This is a genomic window from Mesotoga sp. Brook.08.YT.4.2.5.2. (genome assembly GCF_003351125.1).
Lineage (GTDB): Bacteria > Thermotogota > Thermotogae > Petrotogales > Kosmotogaceae > Mesotoga.
The window spans coordinates 16,630-31,426 of sequence record NZ_JPGZ01000037.1; the positions used below are offsets into that span (position 1 = coordinate 16,630).

Sequence of the window (14,797 nt, forward strand, 5' to 3'; positions counted from 1 at the left end):
ATCCGTTCCTACTCTATGCCGTAAGCGTTTACATAGCCCACACTGAGAACCGCCGACTGGCCTTCAGGTGAAAGAGCGAATCTCAAGAAGTCTCCTGTAACACCGGTGGGGAGTCCGTTGGTTGCATCAACAAACATGAATAGCGGCCTTGATATTGGGTATGCACCGGAGTTTACGTTAGCTACGGTCGGTTCAATATTCTCTACTGTAAGAGCTTTCACATCTTCGGTGATGTATCCCATTCCGATATAACCAATGGCGTAGCGATTTTGCATAACCTGTTCAACTTCGGCCCTCGTCGATGCAAGCTGCTGAACCTGTGGCGCTAACTTTTCGCCTTTCATTACGTGCTCAACGAAGTACTCGAATGTTCCCGATGCATTGTCTCTGGACAGGGGTACTATTCGCACTTTTGGCAGCGAAGAATCGATTTGATTCCATGTGGTCACCTTACCCGAGTAAATGTCGTAAAGCTGTTGAACAGTTATGTTTTCAATCTCAAGAGACTTATTGACAACTATTGCTATTCCATCGTATGCAACGATGAAGGGAATGAAGTACTTACCTTCTTTGTTCATCTGCTCGATCTCCGAGCTCTTGATCCATCGACTGGAGTTTGCGATGTCCGTCTGCCCGTTGAACAGAGCTTTTATACCGGTTGAAGACCCCGCACCCTCAATCGATATCTCTGCATCCGGGTTGATTTCTTTGTAGGCTTCGGCCCACAGCTGTGCGACAGGATAAACAGTGTTTGAGCCCTTAATAACAAGAGTAGAACCAAATGCCGTTCCGACTAACATGAGCAAAACAAATACAGTAACGAAACTCTTCATAGCCACACCTCCTAAAGTTTTTTCCACATTTTATTTATACACAGAAGGTGTTATGGGGGTTTTATAAGAGTATTCCTATTTGTCCTTGCTGCTGAAATGTGCTGCTAGAGAAGAATTTCCGAGCAATAAGTAGTGCAAGTTCAGATTCTTGAAGTCTTCGGCAGTCGCACTATATTATAAAATCCTTACCAGTAGGTGCTTATGAACGACAACGACGATTATTATCGGTGGTTTAAGAACTTTATGCTTACTGAATTGCAGTAAAGAGCCGTTAATCTCGTCTCTGGATATAGAAACTGTCGAGAATCAATCCCTTTGCCGTCTTCGCATAACCAAACAGACCATCAACGGTATAGTTGAACAACATGTAGTGATATGCATTTGCAGAGGCGATCAGGTCTTTTCCTGAGCCAATGTCATAGAGCGGTGCACCACCACCGGCTGAAATAACGTAGGTCACACCGTTTTTCTCGACCCTCTGGTAACCGTGATCATGCCCGTTTAGAACTAAATCTACTTTGTAATCTTCGAATACCGGCACAAGATACTGCTGTATATAGAGATGGTCGCCATGAGGGCCGAAACTATAGGGGGGATGGTGGAAGTAGACTATTATGAATGCAGGGTCTCCCTCTTTCGCCTCTTCGAGTTCTGTCAACAGCCAAATGTACTGCAGTGAATACTTGTCGAAAGCTTCATTCGTATTTAGACAGATAAAGAATACGTCACCGTACCAGAAACTATAGTATCGCTTATTGCCGGGAAAAGCAAAGAACTTTGTGTAGTTCTCGGCAGATGCCTCGTGATTACCAATTGTACTGTAGAAGACGCTATCCGATAAGATGTCAATTACATTGAAAAAACTTGTCCATTCATCGAGAGTGTCGTCTGAGGATACGAGATCTCCTGTATGTATGACCAGCGGAACATTTTCACGGGCAATTCCATGGGCAATTTCGAGATGCACCGAATGGTTGCTCCTGCTGTCTCCATAGACTGCAAAGCTAAATGGGGTCCTTTTCAAAGGAGCTGTTGTAAGTATGCCGCCATTCCTGAAGATTACTTTTCCGTCCTTTTCGCTTTTTACAGTGTATGCGTAACTCATTCCCGGTTGAAGACCGGAGACTTTGAATCTGTGCAACGTAACTTCCTGCTCGGAATAGATTGATTCATTTGAACCATCGTATACTATCAGGAAAGAATCGGAGGGCTCCTCGGTAAACCAGTTAATCGTTACCCCATCCCCAGAAACATCATTAAGATAGAGAGAGAAGAGCTGAGAGATTACCAGAAGAAATATCAGAATTGTGTATTTTTTCACTTTAGTCATCTCCTTTGGTCTGTTGTAGCTGTTAAGACTGATCCAACTCATAAGAGATTATAACGAAAAAGCGGTTTTGTATCTCGTTATAAAATCTCGCGAATTCCATTTTATTTTAGATGGCAGACAACTATCCGGCGGTTCAAAGAATTTTGGATCACCGTAATGTATCATAATTAAATCTACTCAAGAGATTACGAGATAGCAATGATTAATTGCGTGATATAATCTCAAAGCGGAGGTGAGCCAAATGGAATTATACAGTAGTGAGAGTGAACCGCCACTTTGATTTGTCTCGCCCATTGAAGCCTCCCTCTATCTAATCGGAGTTGTTTTGCTACTAGAAGAGGAGGTGTAGGTGTGCGAGAGATACTGATTTCAGAGAATGGAAAAATGAAAGTCATAGAGTCACCGACGGAAGGCTGCTGGATCAATGTTATTGCACCTGACAGTGGTGACATAGCTTTTCTCAGAAGTTTGGAGATCGACGAGGACTTTGTGTATGATGCTCTTGATCAGGAAGAAAGGGCAAGGTTTGAGCAAGACGAAGAACTCATCTACGTGATTACTAAGCTTCCATACTTCGATATCAACGACGAGGCGGTTCCTTACAGAACGACCACACTTGGTATCGCTATGAAGTCCGGTTATTTTGTTACCATAAGTGGTTTCGAAAACGCCATTGTTTCTGACATAGTTGAAGGCAGAGTTAGGGACATATCAACCAAGAAGCGTAATCGTTTTCTTCTGAGAATCTTCGATAGGGCAACGGTTTATTACCTTAGGTATCTGAAGGAAATCCGAAGACTGTCAAATGAAGTCGAATCAGAGTTGCACAGATCGACTAGGAATCAAGAACTGGTGGCAATGTTGAATCTTGAAAAGTCTTTGGTCTTCTTTACCACATCTCTTAGGTCCAACGAGTTGATGTTTGAAAAGCTGAAGAGAGCCAACATCCTAACTTTATACGAGGAGGACGAAGAGCTGTTTGAGGATATTTCCATTGAGAACAGACAGGCTATAGAGATGGCGAATATTTACAGCGACATTCTGACGGGAATGATGGATGCCTTCGCGTCTGTTATTTCCAACAACCTCAACGTTGTAATGAAGATACTGACAATAGTGACTTTGTCTCTTCAGATTCCGACACTGGTTGCATCGATGTATGGAATGAATGTCAAACTTCCTTTTATGAACAACAGTTCTATCTTCTACTGGTCAATGGGTCTCTCGGGAGTTGTGGCGTTTCTTGTTGCCATAATTCTCTTCAAAATTAGATGGTTTAAGAAGTAGTTCGTAGAGACTTAAGAAGGAAGATCTGAGTCAACGAAGTCAACAGTAGTACGGGGGGAATTAGCGCAACTGGAAGAAATAGCCCTAAGACTGCATAGAAGAGAGCCATGCCGGTAGATATTAAGAGCGTGACTCTCTTTTTCTGTCCAAAGAGCTTGAATATTTTGTCGTAATAGTGATCTCTATCACCTGTGAAAGGTGACTTCATTGCAATAGATCTTCTCAAGAAACCCACGAAAAGGTCAAGTACTACGGGCCAGCAAATAGCTGCAACTCGAACGAAATTCTGACTTCCCCAAGACTGTATGAGTAACGTTCCCACAAATGTTCCGGCGATGTATGATCCCTGGTCCCCCATAAAAAGCCTTGCGGGGGGAAAATTGAAGATCATATATCCGGCATAAGCGCCAGCGACTGCAAGAGACATAAGAGGCACAAATCCCGTGAAGAAGGCGAAGATTCCGAAAACAATCATATTAGTTGAGCATATTCCGTCAAGTCCATCCACCATATTATAGGCGTTAACCGTTCCTGCAAAGATGATTGAGAGTATTATCGAATCGACTGTCGAGAAGCCGTAGATTACGAATGCAACGGAGAATCCGACAAGAATTTCCACTACCAGTCTGATCTTTGGTGATATGCCTCTTATGTCGTCCGCAAAGCCCAGAGTCCACATAATGATTATTGCGGGTAAGAACTCCGGACTCTGAATTAGCCATGGAACAAGCGCAAGTAGAATTGCAGTTCCACCCATAAAGCTAATCGGTTTTTCGTGGGGCTTTAGAGTCCCCGAAGGCCTGTCTACCAGATCTAGCTTAATGCCCACTCTACGAAAAAGGAAACATAGTACGGCCGAGAGAACGAGAGCGTAGACAAAAGCCATCATCAGTTATACTCCAAAGCCTTTTCAATAGTGTGAGCAACGAACTGCTGTTCTTGTTCAGACAGATTATTGAAGAAAGGAATAGCAACCGTTCTTCTTGCGAGCTCTTCAGTTACGGGAAACATGCCATTCTTGAATCCAAACTTTGTCATATAAAAGGGTTGAAGGTGTATAGGTCTGAAATAGTCTCTGCACTGAACACCATTGTCATTGAGGTATTTCATGAAGTTGTCTCTCTCTATCTTTTCATCAAGCCTTATGACATATACGAACCAGCCGATACTTGTAGCGTAGTCTGCTACAAAGGGAGTCTCTACTCCATCAATCTTTGAAAGCAATTTCGCATATCTGTCGGCAACTCTCTGCCGCTTTGCTAGAATTTCATCAATTCTCTTAAGCTGCTCTAAACCCAGTGCTGCCGACATCTCGTCCATCCGATAATTGTAGCCCAACCTCACATGTTCAAGCCAATTTTCTGATGTGCCTCTTCCCTGATTCCGCATGCTTTTCGATAATTCGGCAATCTTGCTGTCGTCAGTAACAATTATTCCACCCTCTCCAGTTGTGATTTGCTTGTTTGGATAGAATGCAAATGCACCTGCGAGACCGAAAGTGCCGGTTCTCCGCCCCATAAAGGAGCTTCCCAGTGCCTCACATGAATCCTCTATGATTTTTACGCCGTGTCTGTTACAGACACCTTCTATCCCGTCCCATTCAAGGGGATGACCAAAAATATCGACCGCCATGAAAACATCTGGAATGAAGGGTCCTAACTCAATTTGACCTGTATTCAAACCGTTTTTCGAATAATAGGCAAGAGCATCTTCCAAAGTCTCTGGAGAGATGTTGTATGTTGCCTCGTCAATATCTGCGAAAACAGGAACGGCGCCTTCGTATACTGCAACATTGGCTGAGGACACAAAAGTGAAGGAGCTTGTGATCACCGTCTGGTCCTGTTTCAAGTCGAGAGAGCGAACTATAAGATGAAGAGCGCTGGTCCCGCTGTTTACTGCAACTGCGTGCTCGACACCAATATATTCTGCAAACCTTTCTTCAAATTCTGCGACTTTTGGGCCGATGGATAGAATTCCGCTACTCATGAGTTCAGTAACAGCGGATATCTCTCTTTCAGTTATGTCGGGTCTGGAAAGGGGTATAAACACTACTTCACCTCCTGGGGAGACTTTGAAAATAGAGAAAGCATTAGTCCCAGCATGAACGACCATAATGCGGCAAGACCAATCTGGAAGTCTTTTGGCAGTAAAAAGGTCAATGTGTGTGCTGGAAGCCAGAACCATATCAGAGAGAATAAGGCTTTATCGACGTTTTTCCAGTTCTTAGCATGAAGAATAAGATTATCGAGCAACCTGTGAAATAGAACCAAGAAGACTCCAAACTGAAGATTCATTGATGCAGAGCGCGTGACTGCATTCAGAAATGAGTCTTCAGCGAAGGATGTCGGCAGAATTCTGTTGATTACCAAAGCAGAAACGAATCCCTCGCAGCCAATGAAGGCAATCTTTATGAAGATTGACAGGAAAGCCCATTCAAGCGCCTTCAAAACCATTACGGAAGCAGAGAGGTTTCCCTTAGAACCTGCAATCTTTACGCTGACATAATCGCCTAGAGTTCCGAGAATCGAGAACTGAATCATTGCAGAAACAAAGGGGAAATCTCTGACAAATTCCACATACCATCTCATCGAAAATCACACCCTGCACTTATTTTGACTGTGGCATCGTCAACTATTTCGGCCGTGATTTTGTTCAGCTCTTCAAAATCGTTGTTATCAACGGCTGCCCTAAGACGACTAACTATCGAAAATAAGGTCGTTTCATCCATTGCTTCCTTTGTCTTCAGACGAAAAATCTTTGGATGCTTCGTCTGAATAAATTCTTCGTTCGTAAGGACAAGTTCCTCGAATAATTTCTCGCCCGGTCGAACTCCCGTGTACTTTATTTCTATTTCTTGCTGCGGTACGTATCCTGCCAGTGTGATCATCTCGTTTGCAAGAGAAGAGATCTTGACGGGTTCTCCCATATCTAGCACGAAAACGTCTCCGCCTCCGGAGTAAGCTCCTGCCTGAAGCACAAGCGATACAGCTTCTGGGATAGTCATGAAATATCTAGTCATTCTTGGGTCCGTTACGGTAACGGGACCGCCCGACTGGATTTGCTTCTTAAAGAGGGGGATCACGCTTCCTCTGCTTCCCAGGACATTGCCAAATCTGACTATGCCGAACCTTGTTTTACTTCTCGATGATATAGACCTAACGAACTCCTCTGCGATCCTTTTTGAAACGCCCATTACAGAACTCGGCTTGACGGCTTTATCAGTAGATATTACCACCATAGTCTCCGCACCGAACTCACTGGCAAGCATAGCAACGTTGTAAGTGCCAATGGAATTAACTTTGAACGCTTCCGTCGGGTTCTCCTCCATCAGAGGTACATGTTTGTGAGCCGCTGCATGAAAGATGACTTCGGGTTTCATCGTCTCGAAGATATACCTCATTCTTGATGAATCGGCAACGTCGCAAATCAGCTGACAGAGATCGAGATCGGGAAACAACGACCCAATCTCCTGTCTGATCTCATAGATACTGTTTTCTCCCTTACCCGCCAGCAGCAGTCTTCTGGGCTTCAGTGGAGCTATCTGCCTGCAAAGCTCACTTCCGATGCTTCCTCCGGCACCGGTTACGAGTACAGTTCTTCCGACAATGTAACCCTTAAGTGAATTCACATCGATGCGCACGCTCTCTCTGCCAAGCAAGTCCTCGATGTTGATCTCTCTCAAGTATCCTAGCTTCGCTTTGCCATCCATTATCTCTGTAATGCTAGGCAGTGTCTGAGCTTTTACCTTTCCCACATCGATCTTTGAGAAAATCCTTCTCAAAGTAGCTGCATCAGCAGAAGGGATTGCGATTATGACTCGCTTCACATCCATCTTTTCAACCAAGGCCATGATTTCGTCTGTGTTTCCCAAAACCGGGACTCCCCTGATCCGTTTTCGAAGCTTTCTTGGGGAATCGTCGATAAACCCTATAACCAGTCCGTTTTCTGGGCGGCGAGACAATTCCTCCGCTATTGAAGTTCCCGCATCACCGGCGCCCACTATCAGTACTCTCTCTGCAGAGGAAACGACATGATGATTTCTACTCAATATGCTCAGCCAGAATATCCTTGACCAGATAATCAAAAACACAGAGATAATGGCAGCCATAGTCGATACCGTGAATGGTACCGTAAGAAACCTAACGCCAAAAAGATTCAGAAGTCTTCCGGTAGCAAACCCTACTGCATAACCTATGACGACCGCCCTGAGAATAATCAGATAATCTCTGAAGTAGCTGTAGCTCCAGGCTATTGTATAGACTCCATTCAGAATCAGAGAGACTACTATGAATAAGCTGAAGTAGACTCCATTGAGAAAGAACTGAGGTTCGTCCAAAGTGAAGATTCCGTATCTGAAGTACATACCTAAAATGAATGCGAAATAGACCATCAACGAATCGAAAACCAGAAGTGTCAGATTTCTTCTGAAGCCACTTAGATCACCGTGTCTTTTCAAGCACCTCACCTCATGGAGATTCTAGCATACTTAGCGCAATCTCAGAATCCGGAAGCCATCTGAAAATGATCTCAGCTTCAACACCCCTTAGTAACACGAGAAAACCTCTCGTCTGTCTGGGCAACGCGAATCGCAGATTGAGCAGACAGCTCCTTGTCTTTGATCTCGAGCATTATGTCAAAATCATATGAACTGCTTACTCTAAGAAAGTCTGAAAAATGCTCAAGATCGATGCTCTCCGTGTGTTTACCCTTTCTTGCTCCACCTTGTTGAGTGCTGTAGTCGACAACGGGGATGCCGTCTTCAGGAAGCCATGTCCACTGAGAAAGCTTCAGCGAATCCAATTGAGTTATTCCATCGCCGAGAATTGAGTGATGGAATACGTCAAGAAGTACGGGAATACCAGTAGAGTTATGTATCGAGAGACAGTCCACCAGCGAGTAAAGCCTCTCATCGTTTTCAATGACTAGCCTTTCGCGAACGTTTTCGGGCAAATATTTGTACCGATCAATGAATCTTTCCATAGCTTCTTTCTTCTTTCCGTAAACTCCACCAACGTGAATCTGAATCTTCGCACTCTTGTCAAGCCCCATAAGATCCAGAAGCTTGGCATGATACTTAAGCTCAGAAATACTGTTTTCCAGAACTTCACGCTTGGGTGAGTTAAGTAAGACGAACTGATCGGGGTGCATTGAAATCCTCATATCGTATGTTCTTATCATCTTCCCGATTCTGTCGAAGTCACTCTTGAAATGCATCTCCCAGTCAACCCTACAAACAGGGTGGGATGCAAACGGAATCAAGTCTGAGGTTATTCTGAAGAAGAGGATACTCCTCGCTCTGTTGAATTCAAGGATCTTTTCAAGGCACATGAGATTTGCCGCTGTAGTTTCAATCAATCTCTCTTCGCTGTATGATGAAAGCCTGAATTTCCTCGCAGAACAGCACTTTACGGTTCTGTTGATGCATGGGTATCCAATCTTCATCTTCTACCTCCTACTATAGTATTTTAGCTGAGTTTCGGATAGAGAATGTATAATTGATTCGATATTGATTGAGAGGTGAGTTCTTTGAGGGTTAAGAAGCAGCAATCTTTCCCATTTCTTAGGGTAGCCGTTGTTGTTTTTTTGGGGCTTTCAATCCTTCTTCTTGTGCTTTTTGCTGTTCAACTGGGAAAGGTGAAGAATCTTGCGGACAAGATTGCGAACTTCGAAAAGCATCAGGCGGCACTTGAACTGGAGATAAGTGCTGTAACGGGTGTACAGAGAACTATGAACGTTAATCTTTACTATTACAACGAGCTTCTAGACAGATTGATGAACGGTGAAATAGCTTGCGATATAGAAGCTGTTATCCCTGTAGAAAGAACAATTCCGGTTTCTCAGTCTCCAATTAACGACGTTGTACGTCTTCTTATAAGAGGTGAACTGACAAAGGCAGAACGAGACCTCGGGTTCAAGACGGAATTCCCTGGTAGAGAGCTTCAGTTTCTTGGAGCGAAGCTGGAAAATGGAGTTCTCTATCTGAGATTCTCGGATCCTTCGGGATTCACTTCAGGTGGATCGTGCAGAGTGAGCCTCCTGAAGGCACAGATTGAGAAGACTGCACTGCAGTTTGATACCGTCAAAAGTGTTGTCTTAGAACCCGAAAACATCTTCCAACCCTAGAGTGAGTGCGAGCTGAAACTGAAGTTTACTATGTGGTAATGCGCCAAGCAATTGACTTTAACAAATATCCGTGGTACAATAACTACTAAGACGTCCGAAGATGGGCGTTTTTTTCGTTGTCTATCTTTGCTCTGCTATTCCTTTTCATTCAGAAAAAGACAAGTATTATGAGAGTCGTACCTATGATTCCTACTATTCCAAGACCGTATTTCTCCCACTTTGCGAGTCCAGTATGATAATGGAAAGCTCTCATCTCTCTAATCCACCTTGGGACAGCTGCTATCTGGGCTACCGTGAATCTCTCTTTTTTTCCGAAAGTTATCCATGCCCTTCCGGAACCTTCAGCCTCAATTTCAACAGAATAGATCCCCTCTTTAGTGAGCTCTGAGTCGTGCCTGACGTAAAGATATGAGTAAGTATCGCCAAAAAACTCGTACATTATCTCAGGTTCTGTGCTTTCGAGGAAGAAGTCTTCGAGAACCTCTCGATCTGGACCATAAAATGTCAGATTCGGTCGGAAATCTGCAGTTGATTTCATATTGTCAGCTTCCTTTGGTACTCCAAAAAGCATATGAAACTGTTGGCCGGCGGTCCCTTCGAAAACAAATCTGATCTTCTCCGCTGATGAGAAAATGTAGTAATAGATTTGGGAAAGATCGATTTCTTTTACAAGATATGATCCTTCCACAAAGTCTTCAGGAGTAAGGAAAAAGGGAATGTGTGAAAAAGCCGAGCTGGCAAAGACAATCAGTAGTGACACCAAAATCAGTGTCTTCTTCATAGAAAGCCTCCTAAATTGGAATGAATACAAGTAAGTTTACCAGCAATTGCCTTACTTTCTTTCAGCTGGAAATAGTGGGGAAGCCTAAATCATGGACATCTTTAAGGCAAGCATATAAGACCAGAGAGTTAACTGAGTTGATCGGAGCAAATTTCGTTTAACCATATTCACAGGCAGTTAGAGCTGTCTTTGATAGCAATCGAGTATCAAGGCAAAACAACAAGTTTAGTCTCGCCGGGTAATTTCAACTTCAGGAGGAGTCACAATATTCTTTCAAACGATGAAATCTCCAGTGAGTATTCCCACTCATTTGACCTCAAGTTTCTAGACTCGGTCTCAATTTCCCCTACCTGGTTATCGTAAGGATCAGATCTATAGAATCTCTTGGCAGGCACAAGGGGAGACATGAAAGCTGAGTTAGAAACCATTCTGAATGCATCGAGATTACCAAAATAGAATTCTCTGTATGCCGGTATATCTTTTCTTGACCCTCCAAATGAACAGTCTACAGGCAGCCAGCCGAAAGGCTCAACCCAGAACATCGCCCAGTCAAGAGGGCTGGCACCCAAAGGAGCTGCAAACCATCCGGACTGCCATCTGGCAGGAATACCTTTAATCCTGCAAAGGGTAATGAACAAGAGAGCCTTCACTCCGCAGTCGCCTCTAAGATTGACGGCTGCGAATTCGGAGAGATTCGGATAGAGTGCATACTCACTCATAAAAGTGGACTTGACGTTTTCACATATCCAGTCGTAAAAACTCTTCGCGATGAAATAAGGGTTATTTTCGCTCCCGACAATTTCCTCCGCCAAAGATCTGAGTAGAGGCGAAAAGACTACATGAGGAGCTTGTTCGCATAGATAGCCCGAGAATCTCTTTGTGTCAGGTTCTACACAGCTAAAGGGGTCTAGGGAAGTAGATATTTCGGAGATTTCGTATTCATATTCGATGCTGAAAACCGTATCGTTCTTTGCAGCCGCTTCCATGTATACAGTACGCTGAGAGTAGTCAGCCGGTGATAGAAAATAGCTGTGGCTTGAACTCAAGATCCTCGTTGAAGACACCTGATCTCCAACTCTGGATACAGGTAACCAGCAACGATAGACACTTTCATCGGAACCTTCGACGGAAATCGATGACTTTGCAACTACTCTGAATCTTGCGGGTTGCCTTTCACTTATCAGTCGATCTATTTCTTTGTGAAGAGAGACTCTGGTCGCTTCCCTTTCTGTGTTCTTGCTTTTCAGTCGCTTCTCGTATTCTGGCATCGTGAATAGGAGGTTCTTATCGAATCTCTTCTCGAATTTCTCTTCACCGTCGAAAATCATGGAGTCGAGCTTTCTGGCGCTGTTGAGAGAATCGAATTCCCCTCCAGTGAATCCTTCAAGATCTCTTGAGAGAATCCCCAGAGCCTCTGAAGCCGAATAGGGATAGTTGTTTTTGAGCCTTACGATTCTCTCTCTTTCCCACCTTAGTCTTTCAATCACTATCGAAGGGAGATAATCATCAAGTTGGATCTCTATCTCCTTTAAAGCGCCGTCATAATCCCCAATACTTTCGAAGAAGCTTATCTTCTCCGGAAGTTGTGCCGCAAGAAACTTCATATCCGTCCCCCCATTCAGTACGACCTGTGAACTCAAGATGATTATATCAGCTGCAAGGTCTTTCCAAAAAAAGGCGGTCTCCGTTCTGAGACCGCTATTCTTTTGAGATATTAGGGGTGGAATTTTCTCCACTGAATAAGCCTAAGCAATTCTGTGCCAGAAAAACTGCCCATCGAGTGAGAATCAGCATGCCAAGTCAATGTAAGCCTTTTGAATTTACGTTGAATGCTGTCAATGAACGGATTATGTCATTGAGCTCGCAAGGGAATAATCCTGTGAAAGACGATTACCCCGAAACGGAAATCAGTGTTTCTTTTGTCTTGAATTGCCGAATTCTCACTTTCCGTTTTTTAAATACAAGCACTGAACTTGATACGCTCACTAAACCTAAACAATCATTGATTCTCCTTGGATTTCGGGGGAAGTTCGATTCATGCCATTGTTTTGATCTTGTATGTGCGCCGCATTCATTCACAGATCACTAGAACGTATTCTAGACTGGTAGAGATCCATGCTCAGGGTACTCTTTCGTTATAATACAGGTTCCTGCGACAGTTAATAGAAGGCATTCTTAATTGATCAGTATAGGATGAATGTAACTCGAGAACTCAAATAATGCCGAGCAGGAAAAGAGAGCTCCGCGTTCGGAAAGAGTAGGGGAATTTGTCATATAATGGTTGTTGAAGAGACGGCGCCTAGCTTTGGTCAAGTGAAGAGTATGTAGTTGGCAGCCAATATGAATTCCGGAGGTGCTAATGTGGCAGAAATCGAGTTGAACAAAGCTGTTCCCGATTTTTCTTTGCCCGATCAGACCGGAACTGAAGTGTCATTGTCGGATTTTTTGGGCAAGAGAGTCGTTCTATACTTCTACCCAAAAGACAATACTTCGGGTTGTACTCTTGAGGCGGAAAACTTCAGAGATCTAGCGGATCAATTTGCCAGTAACAATGCGGTTGTAATAGGAATCAGTAGGGACAGTCAAAAGTCTCATCAAGGCTTCGCACTCAAACTTGATCTAAACTTCTCCATTCTAAGCGATAAGAATGAAGAGATACACAAGCTGTTTGACGTGATTAAGCCGAAGAAGATGTACGGTAAGGAGTATCTGGGAACTGAGAGATCGACGTTCATTATTGACGAAGAAGGGGTTCTCATTAGGGAGTATAGAGGCGTTAAAGCAAAGGGTCACGCACAAGAAGTCCTGAATTTCATAAGCAAGTTGAAGTAGTCTGTAGCAAACCTTGCTATACATCTTTTCGAAACCCTCTTTTAAATAGAGAGATAGAGCCTTTTCATTTGCCGCATGCACCGAAAGGGCACTTTCAAGTTTGTGTTTCAGCGAAAGCCGTAATGCCTTTCGCATTAATAACCTACCGAATTCATGCCCCTGAAAGCGCGGCAGAGCTGCTATGGGAACGATTTCCAGATATCCACGTTGATTTCTTAGAAGAAGAGCCCGATAGGCTCATTCCCCTTAAGAAGAAGCTGGATACCGGAATCAGGTACCTTTCTGTTTGAAGTCAATTCTCTCAGTTTGTCCTCGGTGATGTCTAGGTGACCTGCAATTTCAGCGAAGGCCGAGTTGATAATACGACAGTATGCCTGTCCACGAAGGTCAATCGAGAAATCTGTGAATTGATTTCCTTGGGAATGTCGAGTGAAACGTGCTCAAGCCCTCCTTTTAGGACGAAGAAGTATCTTTCTATGGAGAAACCGATTTCCTCAAGGATTTTCTGAACCGGTCGCCCGGGTGAGACGAAGAGATATACTTCGTCAACTTCGGAAATCATACCGGAAATGAAATTCAGAAGCGACCTGTAAGCACCGACTTGCGAAGTTTCTGAATGAAAGATCATGAACCTTCCCTTTCCAGCCTTTCTATAAGGTTCTTCAAGGATCAGTGAAGCTGCTCCAATTACTCTCCCGGTACTTATATTCTGCAGCAAACATCCCATCTTCACTTAAGAGTACTACAGAGGGAAGTCTCTCATCTGCAACAAAGTCGTCGGAAGGAAGATATTAATCGTCGTGTTCTGGTCCCACACGACGACTGTATTCTATGAAACTCTTCAGGATTGTGTCGTCTACCTTCTTTATCACGCGACACCACCGTCATTCAAGCGTATAACGCATATTCTATCTCAGATCCGGCGTCGTAATGCATCATAATTAAATCTACTCAAGAGAGAGTTAATGCATCAAAATAGAATCTACTTAAAGTCGAGTGTTTCTGGCATAACAGGCAAAATAGAACACTCCTTTCTTACTTATTGAGGAAGAGCCATTTCCTACTTGCCAAAAACAGGTGAAGGGCCACATAATGATCTGTTTCCTTGCGCTTGTAATGGAGACTGCCTTATGCAGAAAGCTGAAAGAGATTGGAAGTGCTTTCTCTTACGCAGAAATACTCGAAGACTTGAAAGAGATAAGGGCAGTTGAGCTAACGGTAGAAGGCAAACGCTTTCTTGCAAGGAGAAATGATGGGCAATGCTTACGACGCTTTCAAAGCACTCAAAATAAGACCCCCGGATCTACTCAAAGAGATTGCATAATATACCACTGTGGTGGTACGTCTGTTTTACTTTTCATTTTTCCCCTTGTTTAGCTGTTTTTAGATTCGTTGCTGTCAAAGTTGAGTCTAAGTTCTCATTCCTGCAATTATCTGCTTCTTAAGTGGGGCAGCGATTTCTAAACTAACTCTTGAAAGGTCTGGCGATGGAGCACTTCAAAAGCAATGAGAGCACTAAGTTCAGGTTTTCTTGGACCACAGTATAATCTGCAAAGCGCAACAATTGCAGCAAACTTCGAAGCCTTTTTCTTGCGATTGTTGTCGTCTGGT

The 14,797-nt window shown here is 43.7% G+C and carries 14 protein-coding genes and 1 pseudogene; 4 read left to right on the forward strand and 11 right to left on the reverse strand.

Annotation, left to right across the window (positions count from 1 at the left end; genetic code table 11):
• Positions 1-8: 8 nt before the first annotated feature.
• Both Q502_RS10045 and Q502_RS10050 read right to left on the reverse strand, forming a co-directional pair.
• Positions 9-833: a PstS family phosphate ABC transporter substrate-binding protein gene (locus Q502_RS10045; protein ID WP_099829812.1), complete on the reverse strand. Its 825-nt coding sequence runs from the start codon at positions 831-833 to the stop codon at positions 9-11.
• Between the two features lie 271 nt (positions 834-1,104).
• Entirely contained in the window at positions 1,105-2,154 is a 1,050-nt protein-coding gene (locus tag Q502_RS10050; RefSeq protein WP_099829813.1) for a metallophosphoesterase, read from the reverse strand.
• 360 nt (positions 2,155-2,514) lie between these two features.
• On the opposite strand from Q502_RS10050, the gene Q502_RS10055 reads away from it, so the two are divergent.
• Entirely contained in the window at positions 2,515-3,450 is a 936-nt protein-coding gene (locus tag Q502_RS10055; RefSeq protein WP_099829814.1) for a magnesium transporter CorA family protein, read from the forward strand.
• Here the strand turns inward: Q502_RS10055 and Q502_RS10060 are convergent.
• From Q502_RS10060 to uvsE, 5 genes are all read right to left on the reverse strand, one after another.
• Positions 3,440-4,339, reverse strand: coding sequence for a glycosyltransferase family 4 protein (locus Q502_RS10060; protein WP_099829815.1), 900 nt, complete (start codon positions 4,337-4,339; stop codon positions 3,440-3,442). The genes Q502_RS10055 and Q502_RS10060 overlap by 11 nt on opposite strands.
• Positions 4,339-5,499 carry a DegT/DnrJ/EryC1/StrS aminotransferase family protein gene (locus Q502_RS10065; RefSeq protein ID WP_099829816.1) on the reverse strand — a complete coding sequence of 387 codons (1,161 nt, stop codon included), beginning with the start codon at positions 5,497-5,499 and terminating at the stop codon, positions 4,339-4,341. The genes Q502_RS10060 and Q502_RS10065 overlap by 1 nt, the downstream gene beginning before the upstream one ends.
• Positions 5,499-6,038 carry a hypothetical protein gene (locus Q502_RS10070; protein ID WP_102818815.1) on the reverse strand — a complete coding sequence of 180 codons (540 nt, stop codon included), beginning with the start codon at positions 6,036-6,038 and terminating at the stop codon, positions 5,499-5,501. Before Q502_RS10070 ends, Q502_RS10065 begins: the two co-directional genes overlap by 1 nt.
• Entirely contained in the window at positions 6,035-7,906 is a 1,872-nt protein-coding gene (locus tag Q502_RS10075) for a nucleoside-diphosphate sugar epimerase/dehydratase (RefSeq protein ID WP_099829818.1), read from the reverse strand. The genes Q502_RS10070 and Q502_RS10075 overlap by 4 nt, the downstream gene beginning before the upstream one ends.
• Before the next feature lie 77 nt (positions 7,907-7,983).
• Entirely contained in the window at positions 7,984-8,892 is a 909-nt protein-coding gene (gene uvsE / locus Q502_RS10080; protein WP_099829819.1) for a UV DNA damage repair endonuclease UvsE, read from the reverse strand.
• 75 nt (positions 8,893-8,967) lie between these two features.
• Here uvsE and Q502_RS10085 point away from each other — a divergent pair, with 75 nt between their 5' ends.
• The gene (locus Q502_RS10085) at positions 8,968-9,573 is read left to right on the forward strand and encodes a GerMN domain-containing protein (protein WP_243392310.1); all 606 of its coding nucleotides are present in this window, start codon (positions 8,968-8,970) and stop codon (positions 9,571-9,573) included.
• Positions 9,574-9,721: 148 nt separating this feature from the next.
• Here Q502_RS10085 and Q502_RS10090 read toward each other — a convergent pair whose 3' ends face one another.
• Positions 9,722-10,354: a hypothetical protein gene (locus tag Q502_RS10090; RefSeq protein WP_099829821.1), complete on the reverse strand. Its 633-nt coding sequence runs from the start codon at positions 10,352-10,354 to the stop codon at positions 9,722-9,724.
• Positions 10,355-10,614: 260 nt separating this feature from the next.
• A complete protein-coding gene (locus tag Q502_RS10095; protein ID WP_099829822.1) occupies positions 10,615-11,958 on the reverse strand; it encodes a transglutaminase-like domain-containing protein in 1,344 nt (447 codons plus the stop codon).
• Positions 11,959-12,694: 736 nt separating this feature from the next.
• Between Q502_RS10095 and Q502_RS10100 the strand changes: the two genes are divergently transcribed.
• Entirely contained in the window at positions 12,695-13,186 is a 492-nt protein-coding gene (locus Q502_RS10100; protein WP_099829845.1) for a peroxiredoxin, read from the forward strand.
• A 42-nt stretch (positions 13,187-13,228) separates the two neighbouring features.
• Here Q502_RS10100 and Q502_RS15105 read toward each other — a convergent pair.
• A pseudogene (locus Q502_RS15105) lies at positions 13,229-13,384 on the reverse strand (GNAT family N-acetyltransferase); the annotation flags it as partial.
• A 124-nt stretch (positions 13,385-13,508) separates the two neighbouring features.
• Complete coding sequence (locus Q502_RS10110) at positions 13,509-13,904, reverse strand: hypothetical protein (protein ID WP_099829824.1); 396 nt, start codon at positions 13,902-13,904, stop codon at positions 13,509-13,511.
• Positions 13,905-14,278: 374 nt separating this feature from the next.
• Between Q502_RS10110 and Q502_RS10115 the strand changes: the two genes are divergently transcribed.
• A complete protein-coding gene (locus Q502_RS10115; RefSeq protein WP_258394236.1) occupies positions 14,279-14,563 on the forward strand; it encodes a hypothetical protein in 285 nt (94 codons plus the stop codon).
• The last annotated feature ends 234 nt before the right edge of the window (positions 14,564-14,797 follow it).

Bases quoted from the DNA above. Each gene is read 5' to 3' on its own strand.
- Q502_RS10045 (WP_099829812.1), bottom strand. From the start codon at position 833: ATGAAGAGTTTCGTTACTGTATTTGTTTTGCTCATGTTAGTCGGAACG.
- Q502_RS10060 (WP_099829815.1), bottom strand. From the start codon at position 4,339: ATGATGGCTTTTGTCTACGCTCTCGTTCTCTCGGCCGTACTATGTTTC.
- Q502_RS10070 (WP_102818815.1), bottom strand. From the start codon at position 6,038: ATGAGATGGTATGTGGAATTTGTCAGAGATTTCCCCTTTGTTTCTGCA.
- uvsE (WP_099829819.1), bottom strand. From the start codon at position 8,892: ATGAAGATTGGATACCCATGCATCAACAGAACCGTAAAGTGCTGTTCT.
- Q502_RS10090 (WP_099829821.1), bottom strand. From the start codon at position 10,354: ATGAAGAAGACACTGATTTTGGTGTCACTACTGATTGTCTTTGCCAGC.
- Q502_RS10095 (WP_099829822.1), bottom strand. From the start codon at position 11,958: ATGAAGTTTCTTGCGGCACAACTTCCGGAGAAGATAAGCTTCTTCGAA.
- Q502_RS10100 (WP_099829845.1), top strand. From the start codon at position 12,695: ATGAATTCCGGAGGTGCTAATGTGGCAGAAATCGAGTTGAACAAAGCT.
- Q502_RS10115 (WP_258394236.1), top strand. From the start codon at position 14,279: ATGATCTGTTTCCTTGCGCTTGTAATGGAGACTGCCTTATGCAGAAAG.